This window comes from Paraburkholderia sp. Ac-20342, from assembly GCF_017104985.1.
Taxonomy (GTDB): domain Bacteria; phylum Pseudomonadota; class Gammaproteobacteria; order Burkholderiales; family Burkholderiaceae; genus Paraburkholderia.
The window spans coordinates 66,364-92,945 of record NZ_JAAGPQ010000025.1 but is presented as its reverse complement, the minus strand read 5'-3'; the positions used below and the strand labels follow the sequence as shown (position 1 = coordinate 92,945).

Here is a 26,582-nt window from a genome sequence, read left to right as displayed (position 1 = left end):
CATGATCCTCAGGAAGCTGCGGCTTCTTTGCGCCCTTGTTCTGTTCGCTTTGCTCAACCGCTCGACCACTGTCGTCTTCACGGCATGAGGGCTAACGCCGCGCAAAACGAATTATTCAGGCCGGACTAATTAAATAGCAATTCTCCGTGAAAAATAACGATTCAAAGCATGAGTAAATATAGGCGCCAGAAAACCACCGTGTAAGCCAGATACCCATCTGAGCCATACCCAGAAAGGCTCATGGAAAAACACACAGTAAGCCATCGCATCAAGACTCCACAAAACACCAAACAAACACAGAACTCCTTTATTCGACCGCAGGCGCAAAAAATAGCACATTTCTCCACTTAATCGCAACACCGGAAATGCGTGTGTATTCCAGAAAACCCGCCATAAAGAATTCCGTTATAGTCGCGCTTTTCCCGTCGCCAGCCGGGCATAGAAAAACACCAATAAGCCCGCCATCAGGAGTATTGAAAATGAACGCCCGCGAACCCGTTTTTGTTTCCCAATCCCGCAGTGCGCGTCTGCGCCAGATGCTGCTCAGCAACGAGCTCGAATTCATGATGGAGGCCCATAACGGCCTGTCCGCGCGCATCGTTCGCGAAGCCGGCTTCAAGGCGATCTGGGGCTCGGGCCTCGCGATCTCCGCGCAATTCGGCGTGCGCGACAACAACGAGGCGAGCTGGACTCAGGTGGTCGACACGCTCGAATTCATGGCCGACGCGAGCGATCTGCCGATCCTGCTCGACGGCGACACCGGCTACGGCAACTTCAACAATGTGCGCCGCCTCGTGCGCAAGCTCGAACAGCGCGGCATCGCCGGTGTGTGTATCGAAGACAAGCAGTTTCCGAAGACCAACAGCTTTATCAACGGCGAGGCGCAGCCGCTTGCCGGGATCGACGAATTCTGCGGCAAGATCAAGGCCGGCAAGGACTCGCAGAACGACGAGCATTTCTCGATCGTCGCACGCGTCGAGGCGCTGATCGCGGGCTGGGGCATGGACGAAGCGCTGCGCCGCGCCGAAGCCTACCGCCAGGCCGGCGCCGATGCGATCCTGATTCACAGCAAGCTGTCGCGCCCCGACGAGATTCTCGAATTCGCGCGCGAATGGGCCGGCCGCGCGCCGCTCGTGATCGTGCCGACCAAGTACTACAGCACGCCGACCGACGTGTTCCGCGAGGCGGGCATCAGCGCCGTGATCTGGGCGAACCATCTGATCCGCGCGTCGACCTCGGCGATGCAGGCGGTCGCGAAGGACATCCATGCGAGCGAAACGCTCGTCAACGTCGAGGACAGCATCGCCGCCGTCAACGAAATCTTCCGCCTGCAGGATGCCGACGAATATTCGGAAGCCGAAGACCGCTATCTGTCGAGCGGCCGCGCGGCCGGCTCCGCCGTCGTGCTTGCCGCGGGCCGCGGCAAGGGGCTCGAAGCCGTCACGGAGGATCGTCCGAAAGTCATGCTGCCGATCGCGGGCAAGCCGCTGCTGCGCTGGCTCGTCGATGCGTTCAAGAAGCAGGGTGTCAACGACATCACGGTGGTCGGCGGCTATCGCGCCGACGCGATCGAAACGGCCGGCATCAAGCTCGTCGTCAACGAACAACATGCGCAGACTGGCGAACTCGCGTCGCTCGCGTGCGCGCTCGACACGCTGAGCGGCGATACCGTGATCTCGTACGGCGATCTGCTGTTCCGCAGCTATATCCTGCGCGATCTGGTGGAGAGCGAGGCGGCCTTCAGCGTGGTCGTCGATTCGTCGCTGACCGACGCGGAAAACGCGAGCGTGCGCGATTTCGCGTGGTGCTCGGCGGTCGACGACCGCGGCCTGTTCGGCACGAAGGTCGTGCTGCGGCATGTCGCGAGCGGGCAGGCTCAGGCTGAGTCGGCGGCGGCGAGCGCCGCACAGGCACCGCATGGCCGCTGGGTCGGTCTGCTGAACGTGCGCGGCGCGGGGCGCGAGCGCTTGCAGGCCGTGATGGCGCAGTTGCAGGCACGGGCGGATTTCGCCTCGCTCGACATGCCCGCGCTGCTCAATGCGCTGATCGAAGCCGGCGAATCGATCGAGGTGCAATACGTGCATGGTCACTGGCGCGGTGTCAACGATCTCGACGACTTTCGCCGCGCGGGCGATTTCGCCCACGCGCAGGCGCCGTTCGCGACGGCGGCGGGCGCGGCAGCGAAGCATGAAGCACAGCAGGAAGCACACGGAGACGCGCGATGATCGAAGCCGCACAGTTCGTCGAGGCGGCGCGCGAGCGCGGTTTCGACTGGTACGCGGGCGTGCCGTGCTCATATCTGACGCCGTTCATCAACTACGTGTTGCAGGACGACTCGCTGCACTACGTATCGGCGGCCAACGAGGGCGACGCGGTCGCGCTGATCGCGGGCGTCACGCTCGGCGCGCGCAACGGCCGGCGCGGCATCACGATGATGCAGAATTCGGGGCTCGGCAACGCGGTGAGCCCGCTGACCTCGTTGACATGGACCTTCCGTTTGCCGCAACTGCTGATCGTCACGTGGCGCGGCCAGCCCGGCGTCGCCGACGAGCCGCAGCACGCGCTGATGGGCCCGATCACGCCGGCGATGCTCGACACGATGGAAATCCCATGGGAGACCTTCCCGACCGAGGCGGATGCGATTGGCCCGGCACTCGAGCGCGCGGTCGCGCACATGGACGCGACCGGCCGCCCGTATGCGCTCGTGATGCAAAAGGGCAGCGTCGCGCCGTACGAACTGAAGGACGGCGGCGCGCCCGCGCGCAAGACGCCGGTGGCGCCGCGCGCTGAGTTCCGCGGCGTCGCCGCCAACGAACTTGCGACGCGTCACGATGCGCTGCAAAAGGTCATCGCGCATACGCCGCTCGACTCGACCGTGGTGCTTGCCTCGACCGGCTTTTGCGGCCGCGAACTCTATGCCATCGACGATCGCGCGAACCAGCTCTACATGGTCGGCTCGATGGGCTGCGTGACGCCGTTCGCGCTCGGTCTTGCGCTCGCGCGGCCGGACCTGCGCGTGGTCGCGCTCGACGGCGACGGCGCCGCGCTGATGCGCATGGGCGTGTTCGCGACGCTCGGCGCATACGGTCCGGCGAACCTCACGCACGTGCTGCTCGACAACGGCGCGCACGATTCGACCGGCGGCCAGGCGACGGTGTCGGCGCAGGTGTCGTTCGCGGGCGTGGCGGCCGCGTGCGGTTATGCGTCGGCGGTCGAGAGCGACGATCCGGCCGTGCTCGACGCGCTGTTCGCCGCGCCGCCGCTCGACGGCCCGCGCTTCGCACGCCTGACGATCCGCCGCGGCACGCCCGACGGCCTGCCGCGCCCGACCATCACGCCGCCCGATGTGAAGACGCGCCTGATGCGCCACATCGGCGCCGCCTGAACCCATCGCAATTGAAGGAACCCCCATGCTGCTGCTTAACCCCGGCCCGGTGACGCTCACCGAGCGTGTCCGCAACAGCCTGTTGCAGACGGACCTGTGCCATCGCGAAAGCGAGTTTTTCGATTTGCAGGAAGAGGCGCGCACGCGTCTTGTCGACGTGTACGGGCTCGACCCGAACGAATGGCAGGCCGTGCTGATGACGGGCTCCGGCACGGCCGCCGTCGAAAGCATGACGGCCGCGCTCGTGCCGCAGGGCGGCAAGCTGCTTGTCGTCGAAAACGGCGTGTACGGCGAGCGCATCGCGCAGATCGCGACGCAATACGGCATCGCGCACGAAGCGCTGAAGCACGACTGGATGGACGCGCCCGATCTCGCGAAGATCGCCGGTCGGCTCGACGCCGACAAGTCGTTCACGCACGTCGCGGTGATCCACCACGAGACGACCACGGGGCGTCTGAACGACATCGCCGCGCTCGGCGCCCTGTGCCGCGCGCGCGGCCTGCGTCTGCTGGTGGACGGCGTGAGCAGCTTCGGCGCCGAGGCGATCGATTTCGCCGACGCGAGTCTCGATGCGGTCGCCGCCACCGCGAACAAATGTCTGCACGGCGTGCCGGGTGCGTCGTTCGTGCTGGTGCGGCGCGCGGCGCTCGCGCGGGCGGCGAGCCGCACGTACTACCTCGATCTCGGCCGTCTCGCGCGCTTGCAGGATCAGCGCAATACGCCGTTCACGCCCTCGGTTCACGCGTACTACGCGCTCGTCGAAGCGCTGCGCGAACTCGCCGACGAAGGCGGCTGGCGCGCGCGCCATGCGCGCTATGCGGGGCTCGCCGGGCAGGCGCGCGCGGGGCTCGCCGAGCGCGGCATCGGTAGCGTGTTGCCGCCGGATCAGTCGTCGGTGGTGCTGCGCGCGTACCGCTTGCCGGACGGCATCGCGTATCCGCAACTGCACGACGCGCTAAAGGCGCAGGGCTTCGTCATCTACGCGGGGCAGGGTGGTCTGTCGGCGGAGCTGTTCCGCATTTCGACGATGGGCAACATCCATGCGGCCGATATCGACCGCCTGCTGCAAGGCTTTACCGACCTGATGCGCTGAGCGGCCCGCGCTGCGTGCGATGCCGGGGCGCCGTGAGCGGCATCGCTCATACGGGGTCTTTGTCCGGCGGTCCGTCGGGCCGCTGCGGTTCCTCGACATGATGGCCGGGCGCGGGCGGCACGAGCGGATCGGCCTCGGGGTCGCGGTTCGGATCGGCGTTCGGGTCGGGAATCGGGCTCGTGTGCAGGTCGTCGCTCATGGCGTCACCTTTGCGGTTGGAATGCGCGAAATCGGGCGGAGAGGGGTTGCCGCGGGCCAGTAAGGGCCAGTGCGGGCCAACACGGTCCATGCATGCGGGCCGCTGCCGAAATGCGCTGCCCGTCTCCGTCGTTTTGTATTCAAGCGTAGGCGCTGGCCACGCTTCCTGTCGGCTACTTTTCCCTATTTTTTCGCGCGGCGGCCGACGCTCAGTTGCCAGTAGCGCTCGGTTGCGAATACGTCGTCGTAATGGCCGGCGCCGAACGCGCGCAACTGGCTCGCGTAGGCGTTGACGGCTTCGCGCTTGAGCTGCGCGCGGCGTTGCATGTCGATCGTATGGTCCGCGCTCGGGTGCGCCGGCGTCGCGACGATGCCGCGCCGCGCGAGATCGGCGAGCCGCGCCTGCAGCGCGCCCGGCGTGAGCCGGTGAATCGCTTCCTCGTAGCCGAACCAGTGCAGATGCGTGAGCCGCGGCAGGATTTCGCAGCAGGCTTCGAACACGCGCGCGTGGTCGTCGTGCTGCAGGCCGAGCGGCATCAGCAGCGTGTTGGCGGTCGTGCGATAGATCGTTTCCTCGAGCGCGGCCGCCATCTGGCCGATCGACGGCGAATCGGCGTACTGGCCGTCGCGAAACGGCATACGCAGCGGAATCGCGTCGAGCACGTCGAGCGCGCGATTGTCTTCGCGCGTGCGTTCGCGGATCGCCTCGCGCGCGCTCGCGAAGCCCGCTTTTTTATCCCACTCGGTGCGCATGTCGTGCTCGGGCGACGCGGCGAACACCGTGCAGACGGCGGCGTCGGGATGCGCGGCGAGCAGCGCGCCGCAGCTGAAGACGGCGTCGTCGAAATGGGGCGAGACGATGAACAGGCGTGGGGTGGTTTCGCTCATGGCGTGCGGGGCGGGTCAAGGCGTGTTTGGGGGATGCAATTCGGGGTGCGATTCGGGGCGCAATTCGAGGTGCGATTCGGGACGCCATGCACGGCGCGATGCAAGGCGCGGCCAGGGTGTAGCGAAGCGTGTGATTGCGAGGCAGATGCGGATGCGCGCGAAAAACGCGGCGTCAACTCAGCTTAGGCGGAATCGTCGCGGATTGCGCTCGGTTTCCTGACGCGCAAGCGGTGTGCCCGAAGAGCGGATCGCCGCGTATGACGAAGCGACGATGTCGGGAGGTTCGGACTTGCTGTCGGGTGGTGGTGTGGCTGTGTGGTGACGTGGTGGGGCGAAGCCGTTTGTCGCGGATGTTTGCCGTTGCTGTTTGTATGACTGATCGCGCGGCGTAGCGCCTAAGCAGGCTAAATTGCTTGAGTTGCTTGAGTTGCTTGAGTTGCTTGAGTTGCTTGAGTTGCCTGAGCCGTCTGAGCCGCCAACACCGTCGCGTGCCTGAACGCCGCCACGAGGTTCGCGACGATATCCTCGCGCAGCCGCGCGTCGGCGGTTCTGAGCGCGTACGACGGATGCCACGTCGGCACGATCAGGCGTCCGCGATGCGCGATCGTGAGCCCGAGGTATTCGGGCAGATTGACGTGCGCGCCGGTCAACGCTTTCAGCGCGGTCGGCCCGAGTGTGACGACGACGCGCGGGGCGACCCGCGTCAGCTCCTCGTCCAGCCAGTATCCGCAAGCCTCGACTTCGCTGCGTTCCGGCGCGCGATGCACGCGCTGCCCGCTCTCGCGCTGCGGGCCCGGCTGCCGTGGAATAGCGCGCGCCTCGGTCGCTATCTCCCACTTGTAATGCTTGACCGCATAGGTCAGATACAACGCCGCGCGCTCGACACCGGCGCGCGCAAGCACCGTATCGAGCAACTTCCCGGTCGCGCCGCCGAACGGTTCGCCGTGCTGGTTCTCGTATTCGCCGGGCTGCTCGCCGAGCGCCATGATCGCCGCGTGCGTGGGACCGATTCCGGCGACAGCCTGCTTCGCATTGCGCCACAGTCCGCAGCGCCGGCAGGTGGCGAGCGGGCCGTTCGGCTCGCGCAACGGCGGCGTGAGCGCGGAAATCTCGATGGGCGGTGGCTGCGCCACGTGAACGGCGGCACCCCGCGCGCCAAGACGCGTGCGCTCGCGTGCGAGATGCGCGGGCAGCGGCGGACCGGCGGGCGGCGTGCGCCAGTAGCGCAGCGGCACCGGCGCAGGTTGCGCGTTGACGACGTTCGCGTACCAGGCAAGCCATAGTGCTTCGGCCGGTTCGCTCGTGACGGCTTCGCCGGTCATCGCGCTCGCCGGCAAAGCATGTTCGGCCTCGATATATTCTTCTGCGGCCGGCCGGCCGATGCGCAACAGCATGCCGTTCCAGAACGCCGCGCCTCGCGGGGTCGCGAGCATCCACGTGGAGTTGCCCATGTCCGCGGCGAACTCCGTGGCGGCGCGTTCGAGCAGGTCGTGATGCGGCTCGTACCAGCCGACGAATTCCGGTGGCCCCATCGACGGATCGCGCCGTCTGAACAGCGTGCCGAGCACGAGTTCGGCGGTGGCCCGCTCGATCGCCTCGGCGCGTTGCGCGAGCAGCGCGCCGTCGGGGTCGTGCAGTTCGATGACGCCGCGTTCGCCCTGCATCCAGCGCCACAGGATGCGGTAGAGCAGAGTCCAGCGATCGTCCGAGCGATGGCACGCGGCGGTTTTTAGCTGCATGAGCAGCTCGCGGGGGATGGCGGGTGTGGGGCGAGCGAGGAGCGGCGTTTCGGCGCCGAGGGTGGTTTTATCCAGGAACGGTCGGGTTCGTGGCGTTGCGGTTTTTTCCGCTTCGCCCTTGCCCTCGCCCTCGGCTTCAATCCATTCGACCGATAAAGGCTCGATGCCTTCGCGCAGCGCTTCGCGCGCCGCACGGCGCCAGGCGGCAAAAGTCGGTTCGATCAGGATGCGTTTCACGACGGCAAAATACTGTATAAATATACAGTATGTGCGCAAAGGGGGATTGGGGCAAGCGGGGGCGACGGGTTGGGCGAGTCCGATGCTTTTGCCGGGAGATGCCGCGCGGTCGAGGCTCGGGATGACTGCGGCGAAATGGCTCTGAGAATGGCCGTGAGAACGAGGCAAGCGCATGCCGGGTTCGCCGCCGGCGGGTGACAAACCCGCAAACCCGCAGAACGGCAAAACCGCAAAAACCGCCCCTAAATCCCGCGCAAATCCTCCGGCGTATCGACGTCGCGCAGGATGCCCGGATCGTCGACATCCACGCGCGTCAAACGTTGGGTCATCAGCAGCGATCTGGCGCCCGCGTCGCCGTCGAGCGCGAGCAGCGCCTCGCAATGCTCGACGCCGAAGCCGACCGGATGGCCGCGCTGTCCGTCGTAAAACGGCGCGACGAGCGCGGCGCCGTCGTCGAGCGTGCGGGCCACCGTTTCGATCGTCGGAATCGAGATGCGCGGCATGTCCGCGAGCGCGACGATCCAGCCCTCGGCGTCGTCGCTCGCTGCGATGCCCGCCGCGAGGCTCGCGCCCATGCCGCGTTCGGCGCCGGCCGCGAACACGACGTCGCAGCCGGCATCGTTGAGCACGCGGGCGAGCGCATCCGAGCCGGGCCGCACCACCGCGATCACATGCGGCACGACGAGCAGCAGCCGATGCGCCGATTCATGAGCGACGGGCGTGCCGTCGGGCAGGCGTGCGAGCAGTTTGTTGCGCAGCCCGTCCGGATCGAAACGCGAGCCGAACCCGGCGGCGAGCAAGACACCTGTGGCGAGCGAGGCGTAGGCCATCGGCGAATCCCAATAGAAGGAACGAGACCGATTGTGCGATGCAAGGCCACGTCAGGCAAGCGCGAATGCCGGCATATGGCGTTGGCCGCGCCGCTTTTCGACACCGTAACGCAATCGCGCGCTGCCAATCTCCCACCGCCAGCACCTCATGGCCAGCACCTCATGGCCGGCACCTCACGGCCAGCACCGCACGGCCAGCACCGCACGGCCAGCACCTCACCACCAACACCCCACCACCAACACCTCACCACCAACACCTCACCACCAACACCTCACCACCAACACCTCACCACCAACACCTCACCGCCAACACCTCACCGCCAACACCTCACCGCCAACACTCCGACACACACCACTAAACCCGCATCACCTTATCGAGCGTAATCGGCAGATCCCGCACCCGCACGCCGGTCGCGTGATACACCGCATTCGCGATCGCGGCCGGCACGCCCGTAATGCCGATCTCGCCAATCCCGCGCACGCCGAGCGAGTTGATATACGGGTCGGGCCGGCCGATGAAGGCGATGTCGAGCGTGTCGATATCGGCATTCACGGGCACGTGATACTCGGCCAGATTCGCGTTCGTGAAGCGCCCGTAGCGCGTATCGAGCGACGACTCTTCCTGCAGCGCCGCGCCGATGCCCCACACGATGCCGCCCATCATCTGGCTGCGCGCGGTCTTCTCGTTGAGCACGCGTCCCACGTCGTAGACGGCCACTACGCGCGGCACGCGGATCGTGCCGAGGTCCGCGTCGACATGCACCTCGACGAACACCGCGCCGAACGAGTGGAACGCGTACTGCTGCTTCTCGTTGCCGGGCCTGACCGTCGAGGTCGCCTCGATCGGCTTGCCGCCCGCGCGCGCGATGATCGCCGCGGCCGGATCGCGCCGGTCCGGCTGCGAGCGGCTCACGACCCAGCCGTCGGCGACGGTGACGTCCTCGGGCGCGAGGCCATGCACGGGCGACGCCTGATCGGCGAGCGCGAGCGCGATCAACTGGCCGCGCGCCGCGCTTGCCGCCTCGCGCACGGCCGGCGACACGCTTGCCGCCGATTGCGAGCCGCCCGAGCCCGGCGCGCGCGGCAGGGTCGAATCGCCGAGCGCGAAGTGGATGTTTTCGGGCGCGAAGCCGAGCGCATCGGCGGCGACCTGGGTCATCACGGTATAGGTGCCGGTGCCGAGGTCCTGGGTGCCCGAGGCGACCATCGCGGTGCCGTCTGGCAGAATGCGCGCGAGCGCCGCCGCCTCGCTGCGGTTGGCCGGATAGGTGGCGGTCGCCATGCCCATGCCGATCAGCGTGTTGCCGTCGCGCATCGAGCGCGGCGCGGGCGAGCGGCGCGACCAGCCGAATTTCTCCGCGCCGATCTGATAGCACTCGCGCAGCGACTTGCCCGACCACGGTTTGTTCTCCTGCGGATCGCGCTCGGCGTAGTTCCTGAGGCGCAGCGCGAGCGGGTCCATCTTGAGCGCGGCAGCGAGTTCGTCCATCGCCGATTCGAGCGCGAACGAGCCCGTGGTTTCGCCGGGCGCGCGCATGAAGGTCGGCGTGCCGAGATTGAGCGGCACGAGCCGGTGCGTCGTTACCTGATTGGGCACCGCATAGAGCATGCGCGTGACCATGCAGCAGGTCTCGGTCCAGTCCTCGATCGTCGAGGTGTTCGAGAAGCTGTCGTGGCGCATCGCGGTCAGCGTGCCGTCGCGCCGCGCCGCGATGACGAAGTGCTGCTCGGTGCGCGGGCGCGCGCCGACCGGGCCGAACATCTGCGGACGTTCGAGCACGAGCCGCACCGGCCGTCCGGTTTGCCGCGCGGCCATCGCGCACAGCGATACGTGCGACCACGACGAGCCCTTGCCGCCGAAGCCACCGCCGATGAACGGCGAGATCACGCGCACGTCGCCGGCCGGCATGCCGAACACCCTGGCGACCGCCTGCGCCGCGTTGCTCACGCCCTGGGTCGAATAGAGCGTCAGTTGCGGGCCGTCCCAGCGCGCCATCGTCGCGTGCGGCTCCATCGGATTGTGATGCTCGATCGGCGTCGTATAGGTCGCCTCGATATGCACCGCGCCGCCGCGCATGCCGTCCTCGAAGCTGCCGCGCTGCGTGTCGGTTTGACGGCCTTGCGGCTTGATGGGCGCATGCGCGTTCGGCTTCGCCTGCGCGAAGTCGAGCGCCGCGGCCTCGGCCCGATAGACGATGCGCAGCTGGCGCGCGGCATCGGTCGCATGTTCGAGCGTATCGGCGACCACCACCGCGACCGGCTCGTTGCTGTAATGCACTTCGTTGTCCTGCAGGAGCGACAGACGCCGCCCGGCCGGCGGCGCGAGCGCGGGCTGACCGCCGTTCGGCAGGCGCGGGGCGTTCCGGCAGGTCATCACGAGCAGCACGCCGGGCACGGCCTCGGCATGGCTCGCATCGATCGACGCGATCGTGCCGCGCGCAATCGTGCTGGTCACGAGCACCGCATGCGCGAGTCGCGCTTCGGGGAATTCGGCCGCATAACGCGCATCGCCGGTGACCTTGAGCAGGCCGTCGACGCGATCGAGCGGCTGGCCGATCAGATTCATGCGACACCTCCCGCGTAACCGGCCGCCTCGTTGATCGCGCGCACGATCGCGCGTTGCGCGAGCTGCACCTTGAAGCCGTTGTCGCGCAGCGGCCGCGCGCCGTCGAGCGCGGCTGCGGCGGCATTCCTGAGCGTGCTCTGCGTGAGCGGCTGGCCGGCCAGCATCCGTTCGGCCGCGCTCGCGCGCCACGGTTTAGGCGCGACACCACCGAGCGCGATGCGCGCGGTCTCTACGCGCGCGCCGTCCATCTGCAACGCGGCGGCCACCGAGACCAGCGCGAATGCGTAACTGGCGCGGTCACGCACTTTCAGATAGTGCGAGTGCGCGCTGAAGAGCGGCGGCGGCAGATCGACGGCGGTGATCAGCTCGCCGGGCAGCAGGGTCGTATCGACGTCGGGCCGCTCGGCGGGCAGCCGATGAAAATCGGCGAACGCGATCGTGCGCTCGCCGTTCGCGCCGCTCACCCGCACGGTCGCATCGAGCGCGGCCAGCGCAACGCTCATATCGGACGGATTGACCGCGATGCATTGCGGACTCGCGCCGAGAATCGCGTGCATGCGGTTGTGTCCGCCGAGCGCCGCGCAGCCGCTGCCGGGCAGGCGCTTGTTGCACTGGGTGAAGGCCGTGTCGTAGAAATAGCCGCAGCGCGTGCGTTGCAGCAGATTGCCGCCGACCGTCGCCATATTGCGCAACTGCGCCGACGCGCCCGCGAGCAGCGCTTGCGATAGCAACGGGTAGGATTCGCGCACGAGCGCGTGATTGGCCGCATCGCTGTTGCGCACGAGCGCGCCGATGCGGATGCCGCCGCCGGGCAGCGCCGTGATCGCATCGAGCCCGTCGATATGCGTGATGTCGATGAGCCGCACGGGCCGCGCGACGCCGCCCTTCATCAGATCGAGCAGATTCGTGCCGCCGCCGATAAATACCGCGCCCGGTTGTTGCGCGGCGCGCAGCGCGCTCGCGACGTCGCCGGCGCGTTCGTAGGAGATCGCATCCATGCCGGTCTCCGTTACGCGTTGCCGTGCGCGGCGCGCACCGCGGCGACGATGTTCGCGTAGGCGCCGCAGCGGCAGAGGTTGCCGCTCATGCGCTCGCGGATCTCCGCGTCGGAAAGCGCGGCGGGACGCGTGCGCACGTCGGCGCTCGCGGCGCTCGCCGCGCCGTTGCGGAACTCGCCGAGCAGGGCCGTCGCGGAGCACAACTGCCCGGGCGTGCAGTAGCCGCACTGGAACGCGTCGTGCTCGATGAACGCGCGTTGCAGCGGACTCAACACGCCGTTGGTCGCGAGTCCTTCGACGGTCGTGATGTTTTCGCCTTCGTGCATGACCGCGAGCGTCAGACACGAATTGATGCGGCGGCCGTCGGCGAGCACCGTGCAGGCGCCGCACTGGCCGCGGTCGCAACCTTTTTTCGTGCCCATCAGGCCGGCGTATTCGCGCAGCGCGTCGAGCAGCGTCACGCGCGGTTCGAGTTGCAGCGAGTAGGCGCGGCCGTTGACGTTCAACGCGACCGGGCGCGGCGGCACGGCCGGATTGGCTGGCGGCGTGGCCGTGGCTGGGGCTGGTGCCTCAGTTTGCGCGCGCAGAGGCGGTGCTGCGCCGATCGTCGCGGCGGCGGCGGCCGACTGGAGAAAGCGGCGGCGTGACGGTTGAGAGGGTTGAGAGGGTTGAGAGGGTTGAGAGGGTTGAGAGGGTTGAGAGGGTTGAGAGGGTTGAGAGGGTTGAGAGGGTTGAGAGGGTTGAGAGGGTTGAGAGGGTTGAGAGGGTTGAGAAGGTTGCGAGGGGTGGGCGAGGTGGGCGGGTTCCGGGCGTTGTTCCGGAAGGGCGGGGTCGCCCGAATCCGGGCATTCGGTGTGCGTGGACATGACGTTCCGTTGACTCCATTGAAAGGCCAATGCAGGCTGACGATGCGTCGAGATTCAACGCATCGCGTCGAAACAAACCGTGCGCAGCAAATTCGGTGCCGTTGCAGGTACAACGGTATTAAAAATTGATGGGGAGAGCAAAGCCGATCTGCGCAATTAACGCAGGTCGATATTCGCAATGAATGAGGAGGCGGGGCGCGTTGCCGCATTCGTTCGCTCGGGGCGAATCGCCGGGGCAACATTTTTACCGATGACCTGTTCCGACCCGCTATGATCGCAGGGGCAGTCGCCGCGATCTATGCAGTCCCCGTCATCGCCAGATCAGGACGCAAACGGAGAAACAGCATGAAAGCCAGCACCATTGCCGAGCGGGAAGCGCGCGGGCGCGCCGCCCGCGAGCATTCGAAACGCTCGAGCCATCGCGCGGTCGGCGAGTTGCACCGCGATCCGCTCGCGCTTCTGAAGCAGAGCAGCGCCGGCCGGATCGAAAATCTCGTGCCGCTGCGCTACGGGCGCATGGCCGCGTCGCCCTTCGCGTTCTTTCGCGGCAGCGCGATTCTGCAGGCGCACGACCTGAGCAAGGTGCCCGATACGAGCCTCAGCATGCCGATCTGCGGCGACGGCCATCTGATGAACTTCGGCGGGTTCGCGACGCCCGAGCGGCAACTGGTCTTCGATCTGAACGACTTCGACGAAGTCTCGGTCGGTCCCTTCGAATGGGACCTGAAACGCCTGACCGCGAGCTTCGTGGTGGCCGCGCGCCAGATGCGCCTGAGCCGCGGCACGGCGGAAAGCCTCGTGATGACGGCGGTCCGTTCGTACCGCGATCGCATGGCCCAGTATGCGCAGTGCGGCGCGCTCGAACTCTGGTACGACCGCGTCACCTTCGACCTGATGGCGGAAACCGCATTGACGCCCGAGCGCCGGCGCGCGATACGGCGCGGCATGGAAAAAGCCGCGAGCCGCACGAACGAGAGCCTGCTCGAAAAAATGGCCTCGTTCGACGGCGAGCGCTGGAAGGTCCACGATGCGCCGCCCGCACTTTTTCACGTGCTCGGCGCGAATACGCTGTTCACGGCGGAAGACGCCGACACCTACCGCAAGGGCAACGTCGACAAAATGGTCGAGCACGTCTGGGCCGATTACCGCAAGACGATGTCGCACGACCGCCGCGAACTGCTCGATCACTTCACGATGCAGGACATCGTGTTCAAGGTGGTGGGCGTCGGCAGTGTCGGTACGCGCTGCCTCGCGGTGCTGCTCGTCGATCACAGGGACAAGCCCTTGTTTCTGCAATTGAAGGAAGCGCGGCCTTCGGTCATCGCGCAGTTCTACAAGGCGCCGGCCGTCAAACACGAGGGCGAGCGCGTCGTGTACGGGCAGCGCATGCTGCAGGCCGCGAGCGATATCTTCCTCGGCTGGGCGACGGGGCCGCTCGGCCGGCATTTCTATTTCCGCCAGTTGCGCGACATGAAGCTGTCCGCGAATATCGAACTGTTCGACAGCGATCTGCTCGACGGCTACGCGCGGCTGTGCGGCTGGATCATGGCGCGCGCGCATGCGAAAGCGAGCGGCCAGGCGATCGAGATCAGCTCGTATATCGGCCGCGGCGATCAGTTTGCCGAAGCGTTGACCGGTTATGCGACCGGCTACGCGGACCAGGTGGAGCGCGACTACGACGTGTTTCTCAAGGCGTGCCGCAGCGGCGAGCTTGACGCACGCACCGACGAGGATATGGCGGCGGATTTCCGCGTGTAGTGTGGGGGAAGGGTGCGTTCGGCGGCGGGGCTTCGGCGTTGGGCCTTCAACGTTCGACGTGAAAGGGCGGCGGGTGCGGCACGTTATGCCGCCTATCGCATGCGCCGCTTGGGTGGTGTTGCTTTAGCCGTCTTGATGGCACCGGACGCATCAATCGCATCACGCATCGGGACATCACGCCCCGACGCGCGCTTCGCGCAGCGTCACGAAACGCAGATGCTTTTCGCGCGCCGCTTCGATCACGCTCGGCAGCACGGCGAGAATCAGCGGCTTGCCTTCGATCGTGAGCGCGGCATTGCCGTCGTGCAGCAGCAGGATGTCGCGCGCGGCGAGACCGTCGAGCAGGCGGCGCGCGACGACGTGCGGATTGCGCTCGCGCGTGTCGTAGCCGCGCCGCGTCCATGCGGCGAGGCGCAGGTCGAGCTTGCGCAGCACCGGTTCGAGAAAGATGTTGCGCAGGCCGGCGGGCGCGCGGAAGAACATCGGCCGTGCGCCGCTCACGTTTTCGAGCGTGCGCTGCGCGGCGGCGATTTCACGCGTGAGCGCGCCCGGCAGCGTCACCGAAAACGTATGTACGTGAACCTGCGAGTGATTTTCGAGCGCATGGCCGCGCGCGACGATGTCGCGTGCAATTCGCGGATGGCGCTCCACTTGCGCGCCGATGCAGAAGAACGTCGCGCGGACCCCGAACGCGTCGAGCAGATCGAGCACCTGCGGCGTGACGACGGGGTCGGGACCGTCGTCGATGGTCAAGGCAATCGCGTTCTGGTTGTGCGGGCTCGCGGGCAGGCGCGTCCAGTTCGGCCCGAGCAGCGCCGTGCGCGGCAGGAGTCCGGTGATCGTAAACATCGCATGGTTCACGAAGATCGCGGCGAGCCACCACGGCCACGCGGCCGGCGCGAGCAGCCAGCCGGCGAGCACCACGACGTGCCATGCGATCGTGCCGTTGAGCATCGCGGAATTGCCGGTACGCGGCCAGCGGCGCGGCGGCGCGGGCTCGGCGCCGTGCGACGGGTTGGGGCATTCATTCATCAAACATGCTTCCTGTGCGCCTTCGTCACGGTAAGGCTGTGAATCGTGCGCGTCGCGCAAGCGCGAACGATACCATTGTTGGCCGCGCCCGAATGCGTGTGAAGCGGTAATCGTGGCCGATGAAAGCGGGCTGAAAGTCGCATGCTTGCGTGCTGATTCGGGTAATACGGCGGGTGATGCGGCCGAGGGTGCGGCTGATGACGCCGCTCGCGATGCGGCGGTGCCGATGCGAGCGCGCAGCGGCAATTCGCCGTCACGCCCTGGGCGATTCATCGCGCCCATCCTTATTATCCTCACCCTCGATCCGGCACGGCGCGACGGCAATCGCACCACGGCAAGCCGCCGCATTTGCGATCGCCGATCCGCTGTTGTATGGTGCCGGGCGATAAGCGGCGCAGCGGACACCGGCCTTCGCCCGGCGAACCGGCCCCGGCGAGTCATGCGCCGCCACCCAACCCAGCACAACAGGAGATGCGCGATGTCGGACACGGAAAACGGAAAAGTGGCGCTGGTGACGGGCGCGGGCAGCGGCATCGGCCGCGCCTGCGCGCTCAGACTGCTTGAGCACGGCTACAACGTCGTGCTGGCGGGGCGCCGTCAGGCTGCGCTCGACGCAGTCGCGCAGGAAGCGCAGTCGCTGCGCGGCGAGGCGCTCGCGGTGCCGTGCGACGTGACCGATGCCGACAGCGTCGCGCAGCTGTTCGACATGCTGCGTGCGCGCTTCGGCCGGCTCGACGTGCTGTTCAACAACGCGGGCCGCAACGGTTCGCCGGTCGATATCGACGAACTCGAGATCAGCGAATGGCGCTCGATCGTCGATACCAATCTGACCGGCGTGTTCCTCTGCACGCGCGCGGCATTCGGCCTGATGAAGACGCAAAACCCGCGCGGCGGCCGCATCATCAACAACGGTTCGATCTCGGCGCATGCGCCACGGCCGAACAGCATCGGCTATACCGCGACGAAGCACGCCATCACCGGCCTGACCAAAGCCGTCTCGCTCGACGGCCGCAAGTACGACATCGTGTGCGGCCAGATCGACATCGGCAACGCGGGTACCGACATGGCCGCGCGGATGGCGCGCGGCGTGCCGCAGGCGAACGGCGAAATCGCGATCGAGCCGCTGATGGACGTGCAGCACGTCGCCGATGCGGTGCTGCATATGGCGAGCCTGCCGCTCTCGGCGAACGTGCAGTTCATGACGATCATGGCGAGCAAGATGCCGTTCGTCGGGCGAGGGTGAGGGTATCAGCGGCGGATAGGTGGCAGATGAGCGCGGACAGGCGGCGCGGAACCGGACGAAGCCGCGCCGCGCACAGGAGCGCGGCGCGCGCGATCAACTTATACTGAGCGCTTTCCGTCATCACGCGAAAGCCACGCGCCGTGCCCCGAGCCACCTCACGCGACGACGATCCGCCGCCGCAGCCGCCCGCGCAACCCGATCTCGAAGACTGTTGCCATAGCGGCTGCACGCAGTGTGTGTTCGATCTGTACGACGAGGCGCTCGAACGCTATGAGATCGCGTTGTCGGTGTGGCGCGAGCGCCAGGCGGACAGGCAGGACGCGCGGCTGGCTGCCCGAAAGGAAGTGCGAACAGAAGCGCGTGAGGAGCCGCTAAAGGAAGCGCGAAAGAAGCCGCAAAAAAGCCGGAGCGCGAGCCGCGACCGAATCCGCAAAGCGTGCCGCAAGCCGAATCACAAGCCGAACGGCAAGCCGGGCCCTCACGCTCGACAACCCCGCGCAGCAAACCGCGCCCGCGCCGCTGAAGCACGCACGATCTTCCACTGTCCCCGTCATGACCGAACTTCAGCTCACGCCGCCCGACCAGCAGACCGACTCGCACACGCTCGACGATCTGCATCGTTTCGTGCAGCGCCATCCGCGCCTTTTCGTGCTGACCGGCGCGGGCATCAGCACCGATTCCGGCATCCCCGGCTATCGCGACGACAACGGCGCATGGAAACGTTCGCCGCCGATCACGCTGCAGGAATTTCTCGGCACGCTCGCGATGCGTCAGCGCTACTGGGCGCGCAGCATGGTCGGCTGGCCGCTCGTCGCGCGGGCGCAGCCGAATGCCGCGCACGTCGCGCTCGCGCGGCTCGAAGCCGCGGGGCACGTGCCGACGCTCGTGACGCAGAACGTCGATGGTTTGCATCAGCGCGCGGGCAGCCGCGACGTGATCGAGCTGCATGGGGGCATCGACGGCGTGACCTGTCTCGACTGCGGCATGCAGCACGCGCGCGCCTCGATCCAGCAAACGCTCGAAGCGGACAACCCCGCGCTGCTCGACGTGACCGCCGAAGCCGCCGCCGATGGCGATGCTCACCTGGAGTGGCACGATCTCGGCGGCTTTCGCGTGCCGGCCTGTTCGAACTGCGGTGGCATGCTGAAACCATCGGTGGTGTTTTTCGGCGAGAACGTGCCGAAGACGCGCGTCGAAGCAGCCTCGCATGCGCTCGATGCGGCCGACGCGGTGCTCGTCGCCGGTTCGTCGCTGATGGTCTACTCCGGCTATCGCTTCTGCGTGTGGGCGCAGCGCCAGGGCAAGCCGATCGCGGCGATCAACCTGGGCCGCACGCGTGCCGATGCGCTGCTGTCGCTGAAGGTAGCCGCGCCGTGCGGCGACACGCTGGGCGCGCTCGCCGCGCGGCTGGCGAGCGCGTGACGCATCCGGGTCCGTGCGCCGAACCACTCTCGCACTTTTCAGGAATGTCCATGCTGACGACGATCGACCAACTCGAAGCGCTCTACGGCCAGCCGGGCGAGCGCGCGCTGCGCAAGGAAATCGCGCACGTCAACGAAGACTATCGCGCGTTCATCGAGGCCGCGCCGTTCGCCGTGCTGGCGACGAGCGGCCCCGACGGCCTCGACTGCTCGCCGCGCGGCGACGCGCCGGGCTTCGTGCGGATCGTCGACGAGCGCACGCTCGCGTTGCCCGACCGGCCCGGCAACAATCGGCTCGACAGTTTGCGCAATATCATCGCGGACCCGCGGCTCGCGCTGCTGTTCGTCGTTCCGGGCATCGGCGAGAGCCTGCGCGTGAATGGCCGCGGGCGGATTTCGGCCGACGCGGCTTGGCTGGACAGTTTCGCCGTCGACGGCAAACGGCCGCGCACCGTGCTACTGATCGACGTCGACGCCGTGTACTTCCATTGCTCGAAGGCGATGGCGCGCTCGAACCTGTGGGATCCGGCGCGGCACCTCGAACGCGCGCAACTGCCGAGCGCGGGCGAGATCCTGCGGCGCATCATCGCCGCGAACGACGGCGAGCAGTTCGACGCCGCCGCTTACGACCGCGACCTGCCGGCCCGCGTGCGCGCGACGCTGTATTGATACTTGATACGAAGCCCGAAGCCCGAAGCCCGAAGCCCGAAGCCCGAAGCCCGAAGCCCGAAGCCCGAAGCCCGAAGCCCGAAGCCTTAACCCGAACGAACCTCTCGCACGCCTCACCATGACAGACGCCCGGCAACACTCGCCATCCGCCGAACGCAACGGCGCACCGATCCTCGCCGTGCTGCGCGAGGCGCTGCCGGCCACCGGCCGCGTGCTCGAAATCGCGAGCGGCACCGGCGAGCATGCGGTTCTCTTCGCCGGCGCGCTGCCCGGACTCGACTGGCAGCCGAGCGATGCCGACCCCGAAGCGCGCGCGTCGATTGCCTCATGGAGCGCACATGCCGGGCTGCCGAACCTGCGCGCGCCGCTCGCGCTCGACGTCCATCGGCCGGACTGGGGCGTCGAGACGCTCGACGCGGTGGTTTGCATCAACATGATTCACATCGCGCCGTGGAGCGCGACGCAGGCGCTATTCGTGGGCGCGAGCCGCCGCCTCGCCGAGGGCGGCGTGCTGTATCTGTACGGTCCGTACAAACGCGGCGGCGCGCATACGGCGCCGAGCAACGAGGCGTTCGATCAGTGGCTGAAGAGCCGCAACCTCGAATGGGGCGTGCGCGACATGGCAGCGGTCGTGGCCCTGGGCGCCGCGCTGGGCCTCGCGTGCGAAGAACCGATCGCGATGCCGGCGAACAACTTCAGCCTCGTGTTCAGGAAGCCGGCGGGGCGTGGCAAGGCGGACGCGGCGACCTGAACCCGCCGCCCGCGGCCCGCGTCCCGGTGCCTGCCGCCAAGCGGCCGGCGCGCATTTCTTTTATCCTTTCACCCTCGACGCCGCGCCCGGTGTTCCTGCTGCGCGACGACACGACATTTTTTGGACTCTGGAGAATTCAACATGGGCAAACAGGCAATCGGCGTGGTGGGGCTGGCGGTCATGGGCCGCAATCTGGCGCTCAACATCGAAAGCCGCGGCCACGCGGTGTCGGTCTACAACCGTAGCCGCGAGAAAACCGACGAACTCATCGCCGAATATCCGGACCGCAAACTGGTGCCGGCTTTCACGCTGGAAGAGTTCGTCGACTCGCTCGAAAAGCCGCGCCGCATTCTGCTGATGGTCAAGGCCGGCGAGCCGACCGACGCGACCATCGCGCAACTCAAGCCGCTGCTCGACCAGGGCGACATCCTGATCGACGGCGGCAATACGCATTTCACCGACACGATCCGCCGCAACCAGGAACTCGCGAAGGCGGGCCTGCACTTCATCGGTACCGGCGTGTCGGGCGGCGAGGAAGGCGCGCTGAAAGGCCCGTCGATCATGCCGGGCGGCCAGCGCGACGCCTACGACCTGGTTGCGCCGATCCTCACCGAAATCGCCGCGAAGGCGCCGGACGGCGAGCCGTGCGTCGCCTACATGGGCCCCGATGGCGCGGGCCACTTCGTGAAGATGGTGCACAACGGCATCGAATACGGCGACATGCAGCTGATCGCCGAGAGCTATGCGGTGTTGAAGCAGGTGGTCGGCCTGTCGAACGAGGAACTCGGCAAGGTCTACACCGAGTGGAACCAGGGCGAGCTCGACAGCTACCTGATCGAGATCACCTCGAAGATCTTCGGCAAGAAGGACGACGAAACCGGCAAGGACCTCGTCGACGTGATTCTCGACCGTGCCGCGCAGAAGGGCACCGGCAAGTGGACCAGCCAGAATGCGCTCGACCTCGGCGCGCCGCTGCCGCTCATCACCGAGGCGGTGTTCGCACGCGTGCTGTCGTCGCTGAAGACGCAGCGCGTGGCCGCGAGCAAGGTGCTCGAAGGGCCGGCCGCGAAGCCGCTCGACGCCGCGAAGGAGACGTTCGTCGAATCGGTGCGCCGCGCGCTCTATTTCAGCAAGGTGATTTCGTACGCGCAGGGCTTCGCGCAATTGCGCGCGGCCTCGGAAGAGTACAAGTGGGACCTCGACTACGGCGAAATCGCGAAGATTTTCCGCGCCGGCTGCATCATCCGCGCGCGCTTCCTGCAGAAAATCACCGACGCCTATGCGAACGACAAGGCGCTCGCAAACCTGCTGCTCGACCCGTACTTCCGCGACATCGCGAAGCACTACCAGGCGGCGCTGCGCGAAGTCGTGGTGGCCGCGGTCAACGCGGGCGTGCCGGTGCCGGCGTTCGCCTCGGCAATCGCGTATTTCGACGCCTACCGCTCCGAGCGTCTGCCCGCGAACCTCGTGCAGGCGCAGCGCGATTTCTTCGGCGCGCATACGTTCGAGCGCGTCGACAAGCCAGGCAGCTTCCACGCACAGTGGGCCTGAGCGTTTCCCCGGGCGTTTGAATGATGGCCCGGCGTGCGCCTTACCGAAAGCACCGCCGGGCTTTTTTGTTTGAATGCGTGGGTGGCTGACAAAATTATTACTAAAAACTATCGGCACATTAGGTTCTCGGCCGGCAATTTGTGCGGATTGTTGCAAAAGTCGAAATGGAGTTTCCTCGTTTTAAGGGTTTACCCTAGATCGCGACCCTCCTAAACTTGCTTCCAAGCGCTGAGGGAGAAACAGAAAACCCCCGAAGCGCATCACAAACAAGTCATTTGGAGGTTAATCATGAAGACCCTGATTTCCGCAGTTGCTATCGCCGCCGCCCTCGTTGCTCCGGTTGCTTCGTTTGCTCAAGCCAGCCAGCCGGTGACCCGCGCTCAGGTTCGCGCTGAACTGGTGCAACTCGAAAAGGCCGGCTACAGCCCGGTCGGCGACTACGCGAACTATCCGGAGAACATCCAGGCTGCGCAAGCGCGCGTCGCGGCGCAAAACGGTACGGCCGTCGTGGCCAGCACCGCGAACACGAGCGGCTACGGCGCCCCGGCTGCCGGCACCTCGCAAGCCGGACACGCAGTGACCCCGTTCCAGGTCGACCGTAACTCGGTGTACTTCGGCAACTAATTTGCCAGCCAGGCGCCGCTACGGGTTGCACTGAAGTTTGAAGTAGAGGTTGCAGCAGAAGTTTGCGGTAGAGGTAGAAGTAGAAGTAACGAAGCAGACGCCGTCTCGCGAAACAGTGCGAAGGCGGTGGGCAAGAAAAAACGCCATCCGGCTGGTTCGGATGGCGTTTTGTCGTTTACGGCACATTCGCCATGCGATCCGTATCAATGCAGCGTGCGATGCCGCCGGCCGATTTCGTCGAAGAGCGCGCGGCTCGGTTCCAGCGCCAGAAGCCAGGATTCGTCGTAGCCGCTCAGATTGTCGAGCGCTTCGCGCAGTCGCTCGACTGCCAGCGCGGGAATCTCGACGCTCGCCTCGATGCCGCTCGACAGCCCCGCGATGCTTGCCAGCTGCACGAGCGCATCGGCGGCTTCGGCCACGTCGGCGGCGAAGACGAGATGTGTGTTCAGCAATTCGACGAGGCCAGGGGACGCCGCGATATCGTCGACGTTGAGTTGCACGGCCAGAAAGGTGGCTTTGTTCATCCTCGATTCCTCCCAGAAACCAGACGTTGTCGCATTGTCGCGAGGCGTGCTGCGCGCGGCTTGACTGAGTATAGGCGACGCCCTGGCGGTCTCGCCAATCGGACGAATCGGCCGGCGTGCCTTGCTGAAGAAGGCTCGCGGGCCATCAGACCTATAATAGGGCCAGCCGCGCGAGCGTTGTCGCCAGAGGCTCAGGTCCACGAGCCGCGGTTTTTTCGCGCTTTCCAACTGCTCGTCGACGCGGAAAGAGCCTCCGCAGCGGGAGCTTTACCGCGGCGCGTCACCGTGGCGCGCATTGGCGCGCCGGCAACGGCGGAACATGGCGGACCGCGAACGGCGGCGGCACGGCACATGCTCGGGCGTCGATTGAATCCGATTGAGAACAAGTCGAGGAAAATCACATGACAGGACAATGGCAACTGACGGGGGTTCGTCTGCTGACGGCGGCGGCGCTTGGCGCGATGGTCGCAGGCTGTACGACGATGCCGTGGGACAGCACGCCGTTCTACAGCAGCACGCCGCCCAATGCGACGAGCCTCTCCACGGTCCCGGTGCCCGCCGGCTTCTATCGCGTCAACCCGGGCGACACGCTCGCCGGCATCGCCTCGGCCTATGGCCACAGGCTACAGGATGTCGCGGCGTGGAACGGTCTCGTGGTCAATGCGCAGGTCGTGCCGGGGCAGGTGCTGCGCGTGTCTCCGCCGATGGCGTCCGGCAGCGTGGTGACGCCGCCTGTTGCCGTGATGCCGGCGGCGCCGGGCGCGCTGCCCACCGCGCCGGGCATGTCGGCCGCGCCGCAGCAGGGCGTGCTGCAATGGCCGTTGCGCGGGCCGATTCTCAAGACGTTCTCGGCGGGCAAGTCCAACGGCATCGTGATCGGCGGGCGTCCCGGCGATCCGGTCAAGGCCGCCGCGACCGGCCGGGTGGTCTACGCCGGCACCGGCATCGAGGCGTATGGCCCGCTCATCATCATCAAGCACGACGATTCGTTGATTACCGCGTACGGCCAGAACAGCCAGCTGTTCGTCAAGGAAGGCGACGCGGTCGCGCAAGGGCAGACGATCGGCCAGGTCGGCGTCGATAGCCGCGGCGTCGCGTCGATCCAGTTCGAGGTGCGCCAGAACGGCCAGCCGGTCGATCCGCTCGCGTGGTTGCCGAAGTAGGGCGGCACCGCAGGCCGCATTCAATGGACGCACAGGGACACACCATGATCGATTTGCGCAGCGATACCGTCACCCGCCCGACTCCGCCGATGCTCGCGGCGATGTCGGCGGCCGAAGTCGGCGACGACGTCTGGGGCGACGACCCCACCGTGCTGCGTCTGCAGGCGACGCTTGCCGAGCGCGCTGGCAAGGAAGCGGGCCTGTTCTTCCCGAGCGGCACGCAAAGCAACCTCGCCGCGTTGATGGCGCACTGCGGCCGCGGCGACGAATACCTCGTCGGCCAGCAGGCGCACACCTACCAATACGAAGGCGGCGGCGCGGCGGTGCTCGGCAGCATCCAGCCGCAGCCGCTCGACAATGCCGCCGACGGCTCGATCCCGCTCGAGCGGATCGCCGCCGCGATCAAGCCGATCGACGATCACTTCGCGCGCACGCGCCTGCTCGCGCTGGAGAACACGATCGGCGGCAAGGTGCTGCCGGCCGGCTACGTGACCGAGGCGACGCAGCTCGCGCGCCGGCACGGTCTGTCGACGCACCTCGACGGCGCGCGCGTATGCAACGCGGCGGTCGCGTCGGGCAAGCCGCTCGCGGCGCTGTGCGAGCCGTTCGATTCCGTGTCGATCTGCTTTTCGAAGGGGCTCGGTGCGCCGGTCGGCTCGGTGCTGGTCGGCAGCCGCGCGCTGATCGATCTCGCGCACCGCTGGCGCAAGGTGCTCGGCGGCGGCATGCGCCAGTCGGGCGTGCTCGCGGCGGCCTGCCTGTACGCGCTCGAACACAACGTCGAGCGTCTCGCCGACGACCACGCCAACGCCGCGCATCTGGCCGCAGGGCTGGAAGCGATCGAACAGGCAACGCTGCAGTCGGTCGCGACGAACATGGTGTTCGCGCAGTTCCCGCAAGCGCATTGCGCGCCGCTCGAAGCGTGGCTCAAGGCGCGCGGCATCCTCACGCAGATGCTGTACGCGTCGCGCTTCGTCACGCACAGGGATGTGTCGCGCGCCGATATCGATACGTTTATCGCTGCGGTGAAGGGGTATTTCGCGGCGCGCTGATCGGCGCGCGGCTTCAAGCCCGCGCCGCCCACGGCCTTACTTCGCTTTCGCCGCCGCCGGCGTGCCCGCGCGATGCGACGGCGCAAGCAGCCGCAAGCCGCTTGCGAGACTCGCCGCGCCGGCAAAGAACGCGCCGGTGGCGAGCGCGAGCGTCGGCCCGTGCTGCCGTCCCGAAATTCCGAAACACAGCGCGACCAATGCCGCACCGGTGGCCTGCCCGAGCAGCCGCGCCGTCGCGACGATGCTGCTCGCGCCGCCGCTGCGCTCCGGCGGCGCGCTTGCCATCAGCGCCTTCAGATTCGGAGACTGGAAGAAGCCGAAGCCCGCGCCGCAAATCGCCATACGAATGCCGATGTCGAGTATGTGCGGATGCGCGGGCAGGAGCGCGAGCGACGCCATTCCCGCCGACAGCACCGCAAGCCCGATCGCGCCGAGCAGCCCCGGCGGATAGTGGTCCGACAGGCCGCCCGCGAGCGGCGCGGCGAGCGCGACCACCACGGGCCATGGCGTCATCAGAAAGCCGGTTTCGACCTGGCTGCGCAGCAGCACGTCTTCGAAATAGAACGGCAGCGACACGAACGCGAGCCCTTGCGCCGCGAACGAGCACACCGCCGTGACCGCCGACAGCGCGAACACCGGCCGTCTGAACAGATCGACGGGCAGCATCGGCGCGGGATGACCCGCTTCGCGGCGAATCAGCAGCAGCCCGAACACGACGGCGAGCGCCGCCGCACCGAGCACGATCTGCAGCGAGGCGCGCTGCGCCGCCTCGCCGAGCGCGAAGATCAGCGCGGCGAACGTGACGACGTTGAGCAGCGCCGCGACCGGATCGAGCTGATGTCGGCCCTGCGCGGTATGCGGCAGCGCCGGTAGTGCAAAGCTCAGCGCGAGCACGCCGAGCGGCACGTTGACCGCGAACAGCCACGGCCACGTCGCCACGGAGAGGATCAGCGAGGCCACCGTCGGCCCGACCGCGAACGACACGCCGACGATCAGCGCATTGGTGCCGAGGCCGCGCCCGAGCCGGTGCGGCGGGTACAGATAGCGGATCAGCGCGGTGTTCACGCTCATGATCGCGCTCGCGCCGAGGCCCTGCACGATGCGCGCGGCGGCGAGCAGCGGCAGGGTCGGCGCCATCGCGCAGCCGAGCGAACTGAGCGTGAACAGCGCAATGCCGCTGATATAAATGCGCCGGTGTCCGACGATGTCGCCGAGCGCGGCGAGCGGCAGCAGCGTCGCGACCATCGCGAGCTGATAGGCGTTGATGATCCATACCGATGCCGCGGGCGCCGCGTGCAGATCGGCGGCGATCGCGGGCAAGGCGGTGTTGGCGATGGCGGTGTCGATCGTGGCGAGCGCGACGGCGAGCATGATCGCGGCCATCGCGCGGCGGTTGGCGGCGGACATCGGGCCGTCCGCCGGAAAGGTGGGCGCGGCGGCGCTGATGGGGTTGCTGAGCTTATCGGACAAGGCGCGGCTCGTCGGGTTATGCATGCCGATGCGGCGGCCGGTCGGACGACGCGGCACGGGCGGCGGGGTTGCGTGGGAATGAGGCGCGCGCGGTCCGGTTCGCCGCTGTGGCGAGGCGGTTGGCGCGGCGCAATGTCGCGATTGTTGCAGAGACGTGGAAATCGTGCAGGGACGCGGGCAGGGAGAAGGGGGGAAGAGGGGTGACGATTGGCTGAGGGTCATTCATCGTCTTTATTTTTTAACGCAACTAACGGTCAATCTGCTGCGGTATCTTCACGTTGACGATACCTTCGCGTTGGCTTAGTCCAGTTGTATCTCGCGATCCATCCGTTTCGCATGCAAACCCGCCGATTCGACCATGCATCGAGCCGATCTGCCGATTCCGCCGGTTCGCATCCATTCACGCCGACATGCATTTACGCCGATGCATCGAGGCGTCACGCTCCGGTCACGTACCGAAAAAATAATCGAAGCGGATGGCTCGGGAAGACTTGGGGCTTTCGCCGCGCGCGCCAGGCACGGCA

Annotated in this window: 22 protein-coding genes and 1 pseudogene; 13 read left to right on the top strand and 10 right to left on the bottom strand. The window is 67.1% G+C overall.

The window, feature by feature from the left end; all coding sequences use genetic code 11:
• The first annotated feature begins 479 nt into the window (after positions 1-479).
• The 3 genes from aepX to G3N58_RS13020 are packed head-to-tail and all read left to right on the top strand — an operon-like array spanning position 480 to position 4,478.
• Positions 480-2,225: a phosphoenolpyruvate mutase gene (aepX, locus tag G3N58_RS13030; RefSeq protein WP_205999335.1), complete on the top strand. Its 1,746-nt coding sequence runs from the start codon at positions 480-482 to the stop codon at positions 2,223-2,225.
• On the top strand, positions 2,222-3,385 hold the full coding sequence (aepY, locus tag G3N58_RS13025; RefSeq protein ID WP_205999334.1) for a phosphonopyruvate decarboxylase: 1,164 nt from the start codon (positions 2,222-2,224) through the stop codon (positions 3,383-3,385). The genes aepX and aepY overlap by 4 nt, the downstream gene beginning before the upstream one ends.
• 25 nt (positions 3,386-3,410) lie before the next feature.
• Entirely contained in the window at positions 3,411-4,478 is a 1,068-nt protein-coding gene (locus G3N58_RS13020) for a 2-aminoethylphosphonate aminotransferase (protein WP_205999333.1), read from the top strand.
• Between the two features lie 46 nt (positions 4,479-4,524).
• Here G3N58_RS13020 and G3N58_RS13015 read toward each other — a convergent pair whose 3' ends face one another.
• The 7 genes and pseudogenes from G3N58_RS13015 to G3N58_RS12985 all read right to left on the bottom strand — a co-directional run.
• Complete coding sequence (locus tag G3N58_RS13015; protein ID WP_167039654.1) at positions 4,525-4,677, bottom strand: hypothetical protein; 153 nt, start codon at positions 4,675-4,677, stop codon at positions 4,525-4,527.
• A gap of 182 nt (positions 4,678-4,859) precedes the next feature.
• Complete coding sequence (locus G3N58_RS13010) at positions 4,860-5,564, bottom strand: PIG-L family deacetylase (protein ID WP_167039656.1); 705 nt, start codon at positions 5,562-5,564, stop codon at positions 4,860-4,862.
• A 404-nt stretch (positions 5,565-5,968) separates the two neighbouring features.
• On the bottom strand, positions 5,969-7,540 hold the full coding sequence (locus tag G3N58_RS13005; protein WP_205999332.1) for a DUF4130 domain-containing protein: 1,572 nt from the start codon (positions 7,538-7,540) through the stop codon (positions 5,969-5,971).
• 242 nt (positions 7,541-7,782) lie between these two features.
• Positions 7,783-8,370, bottom strand: a complete 588-nt coding sequence (locus G3N58_RS13000; protein WP_167283670.1) for a nucleotidyltransferase family protein — start codon at positions 8,368-8,370, stop codon at positions 7,783-7,785.
• 355 nt (positions 8,371-8,725) lie between these two features.
• Positions 8,726-10,936 (bottom strand): xanthine dehydrogenase family protein molybdopterin-binding subunit, encoded by a 2,211-nt coding sequence (locus tag G3N58_RS12995; protein WP_205999331.1) that lies wholly within the window; start codon positions 10,934-10,936, stop codon positions 8,726-8,728.
• The gene (locus G3N58_RS12990) at positions 10,933-11,934 is read right to left on the bottom strand and encodes a xanthine dehydrogenase family protein subunit M (protein WP_205999330.1); all 1,002 of its coding nucleotides are present in this window, start codon (positions 11,932-11,934) and stop codon (positions 10,933-10,935) included. The genes G3N58_RS12995 and G3N58_RS12990 overlap by 4 nt, the downstream gene beginning before the upstream one ends.
• 11 nt (positions 11,935-11,945) lie before the next feature.
• A pseudogene (locus tag G3N58_RS12985) lies at positions 11,946-12,593 on the bottom strand (2Fe-2S iron-sulfur cluster-binding protein); the annotation flags it as partial.
• Here G3N58_RS12985 and G3N58_RS12980 point away from each other — a divergent pair.
• Positions 12,578-12,802, top strand: coding sequence for a hypothetical protein (locus G3N58_RS12980; protein WP_205999343.1), 225 nt, complete (start codon positions 12,578-12,580; stop codon positions 12,800-12,802). The pseudogene G3N58_RS12985 and the gene G3N58_RS12980 sit on opposite strands and share 16 nt — an antisense overlap.
• Positions 12,803-13,145: 343 nt before the next feature.
• A complete protein-coding gene (locus G3N58_RS12975; RefSeq protein ID WP_167283674.1) occupies positions 13,146-14,558 on the top strand; it encodes a DUF2252 domain-containing protein in 1,413 nt (470 codons plus the stop codon).
• Positions 14,559-14,732: 174 nt separating this feature from the next.
• On the opposite strand, the gene G3N58_RS12970 is transcribed toward G3N58_RS12975, so the two are convergent.
• Positions 14,733-15,590 carry a polysaccharide deacetylase family protein gene (locus G3N58_RS12970; RefSeq protein ID WP_167039670.1) on the bottom strand — a complete coding sequence of 286 codons (858 nt, stop codon included), beginning with the start codon at positions 15,588-15,590 and terminating at the stop codon, positions 14,733-14,735.
• Positions 15,591-16,068: 478 nt separating this feature from the next.
• On the opposite strand from G3N58_RS12970, the gene G3N58_RS12965 reads away from it, so the two are divergent.
• From G3N58_RS12965 to G3N58_RS12935, 6 genes are all read left to right on the top strand, one after another.
• Complete coding sequence (locus G3N58_RS12965) at positions 16,069-16,833, top strand: SDR family oxidoreductase (protein WP_205999329.1); 765 nt, start codon at positions 16,069-16,071, stop codon at positions 16,831-16,833.
• A 552-nt stretch (positions 16,834-17,385) separates the two neighbouring features.
• The gene (locus G3N58_RS12955; RefSeq protein ID WP_205989784.1) at positions 17,386-18,255 is read left to right on the top strand and encodes an NAD-dependent protein deacetylase; all 870 of its coding nucleotides are present in this window, start codon (positions 17,386-17,388) and stop codon (positions 18,253-18,255) included.
• Between the two features lie 50 nt (positions 18,256-18,305).
• On the top strand, positions 18,306-18,923 hold the full coding sequence (locus tag G3N58_RS12950; RefSeq protein WP_167039678.1) for a pyridoxamine 5'-phosphate oxidase family protein: 618 nt from the start codon (positions 18,306-18,308) through the stop codon (positions 18,921-18,923).
• A gap of 118 nt (positions 18,924-19,041) precedes the next feature.
• Complete coding sequence (locus G3N58_RS12945; protein WP_205999328.1) at positions 19,042-19,674, top strand: DUF938 domain-containing protein; 633 nt, start codon at positions 19,042-19,044, stop codon at positions 19,672-19,674.
• A gap of 141 nt (positions 19,675-19,815) precedes the next feature.
• Positions 19,816-21,225: an NADP-dependent phosphogluconate dehydrogenase gene (gndA, locus tag G3N58_RS12940; protein ID WP_167283678.1), complete on the top strand. Its 1,410-nt coding sequence runs from the start codon at positions 19,816-19,818 to the stop codon at positions 21,223-21,225.
• 288 nt (positions 21,226-21,513) lie between these two features.
• Positions 21,514-21,849, top strand: coding sequence for a DUF4148 domain-containing protein (locus tag G3N58_RS12935; RefSeq protein ID WP_167039684.1), 336 nt, complete (start codon positions 21,514-21,516; stop codon positions 21,847-21,849).
• Between the two features lie 203 nt (positions 21,850-22,052).
• Here the strand turns inward: G3N58_RS12935 and G3N58_RS12930 are convergent, their stop codons facing one another.
• Entirely contained in the window at positions 22,053-22,373 is a 321-nt protein-coding gene (locus G3N58_RS12930) for a hypothetical protein (protein WP_167039928.1), read from the bottom strand.
• A gap of 401 nt (positions 22,374-22,774) precedes the next feature.
• Here G3N58_RS12930 and G3N58_RS12925 point away from each other — a divergent pair, with 401 nt between their 5' ends.
• Together G3N58_RS12925 and ltaE are read left to right on the top strand one after the other, a co-directional pair.
• Positions 22,775-23,536, top strand: coding sequence for a peptidoglycan DD-metalloendopeptidase family protein (locus G3N58_RS12925; protein ID WP_167039686.1), 762 nt, complete (start codon positions 22,775-22,777; stop codon positions 23,534-23,536).
• A gap of 44 nt (positions 23,537-23,580) precedes the next feature.
• On the top strand, positions 23,581-24,588 hold the full coding sequence (ltaE, locus tag G3N58_RS12920) for a low-specificity L-threonine aldolase (protein ID WP_205999327.1): 1,008 nt from the start codon (positions 23,581-23,583) through the stop codon (positions 24,586-24,588).
• A 36-nt stretch (positions 24,589-24,624) separates the two neighbouring features.
• Here the strand turns inward: ltaE and G3N58_RS12915 are convergent, their stop codons facing one another.
• Positions 24,625-26,082, bottom strand: a complete 1,458-nt coding sequence (locus G3N58_RS12915) for an MFS transporter (RefSeq protein WP_205999341.1) — start codon at positions 26,080-26,082, stop codon at positions 24,625-24,627.
• Positions 26,083-26,582 lie beyond the last annotated feature (500 nt).

Coding starts and splice junctions, on each gene's coding strand:
- aepX (WP_205999335.1), top strand. CDS start 480: ATGAACGCCCGCGAACCCGTTTTTGTTTCCCAATCCCGCAGTGCGCGT.
- aepY (WP_205999334.1), top strand. CDS start 2,222: ATGATCGAAGCCGCACAGTTCGTCGAGGCGGCGCGCGAGCGCGGTTTC.
- G3N58_RS13020 (WP_205999333.1), top strand. CDS start 3,411: ATGCTGCTGCTTAACCCCGGCCCGGTGACGCTCACCGAGCGTGTCCGC.
- G3N58_RS13015 (WP_167039654.1), bottom strand. CDS start 4,677: ATGAGCGACGACCTGCACACGAGCCCGATTCCCGACCCGAACGCCGAT.
- G3N58_RS13010 (WP_167039656.1), bottom strand. CDS start 5,564: ATGAGCGAAACCACCCCACGCCTGTTCATCGTCTCGCCCCATTTCGAC.
- G3N58_RS13000 (WP_167283670.1), bottom strand. CDS start 8,370: ATGGCCTACGCCTCGCTCGCCACAGGTGTCTTGCTCGCCGCCGGGTTC.
- G3N58_RS12995 (WP_205999331.1), bottom strand. CDS start 10,936: ATGAATCTGATCGGCCAGCCGCTCGATCGCGTCGACGGCCTGCTCAAG.
- G3N58_RS12990 (WP_205999330.1), bottom strand. CDS start 11,934: ATGGATGCGATCTCCTACGAACGCGCCGGCGACGTCGCGAGCGCGCTG.
- G3N58_RS12975 (WP_167283674.1), top strand. CDS start 13,146: ATGAAAGCCAGCACCATTGCCGAGCGGGAAGCGCGCGGGCGCGCCGCC.
- G3N58_RS12970 (WP_167039670.1), bottom strand. CDS start 15,590: ATGAATGAATGCCCCAACCCGTCGCACGGCGCCGAGCCCGCGCCGCCG.
- G3N58_RS12965 (WP_205999329.1), top strand. CDS start 16,069: ATGTCGGACACGGAAAACGGAAAAGTGGCGCTGGTGACGGGCGCGGGC.
- G3N58_RS12955 (WP_205989784.1), top strand. CDS start 17,386: ATGACCGAACTTCAGCTCACGCCGCCCGACCAGCAGACCGACTCGCAC.
- G3N58_RS12950 (WP_167039678.1), top strand. CDS start 18,306: ATGCTGACGACGATCGACCAACTCGAAGCGCTCTACGGCCAGCCGGGC.
- G3N58_RS12945 (WP_205999328.1), top strand. CDS start 19,042: ATGACAGACGCCCGGCAACACTCGCCATCCGCCGAACGCAACGGCGCA.
- gndA (WP_167283678.1), top strand. CDS start 19,816: ATGGGCAAACAGGCAATCGGCGTGGTGGGGCTGGCGGTCATGGGCCGC.
- G3N58_RS12935 (WP_167039684.1), top strand. CDS start 21,514: ATGAAGACCCTGATTTCCGCAGTTGCTATCGCCGCCGCCCTCGTTGCT.
- G3N58_RS12930 (WP_167039928.1), bottom strand. CDS start 22,373: ATGAACAAAGCCACCTTTCTGGCCGTGCAACTCAACGTCGACGATATC.
- G3N58_RS12925 (WP_167039686.1), top strand. CDS start 22,775: ATGACAGGACAATGGCAACTGACGGGGGTTCGTCTGCTGACGGCGGCG.
- ltaE (WP_205999327.1), top strand. CDS start 23,581: ATGATCGATTTGCGCAGCGATACCGTCACCCGCCCGACTCCGCCGATG.
- G3N58_RS12915 (WP_205999341.1), bottom strand. CDS start 26,082: ATGCATAACCCGACGAGCCGCGCCTTGTCCGATAAGCTCAGCAACCCC.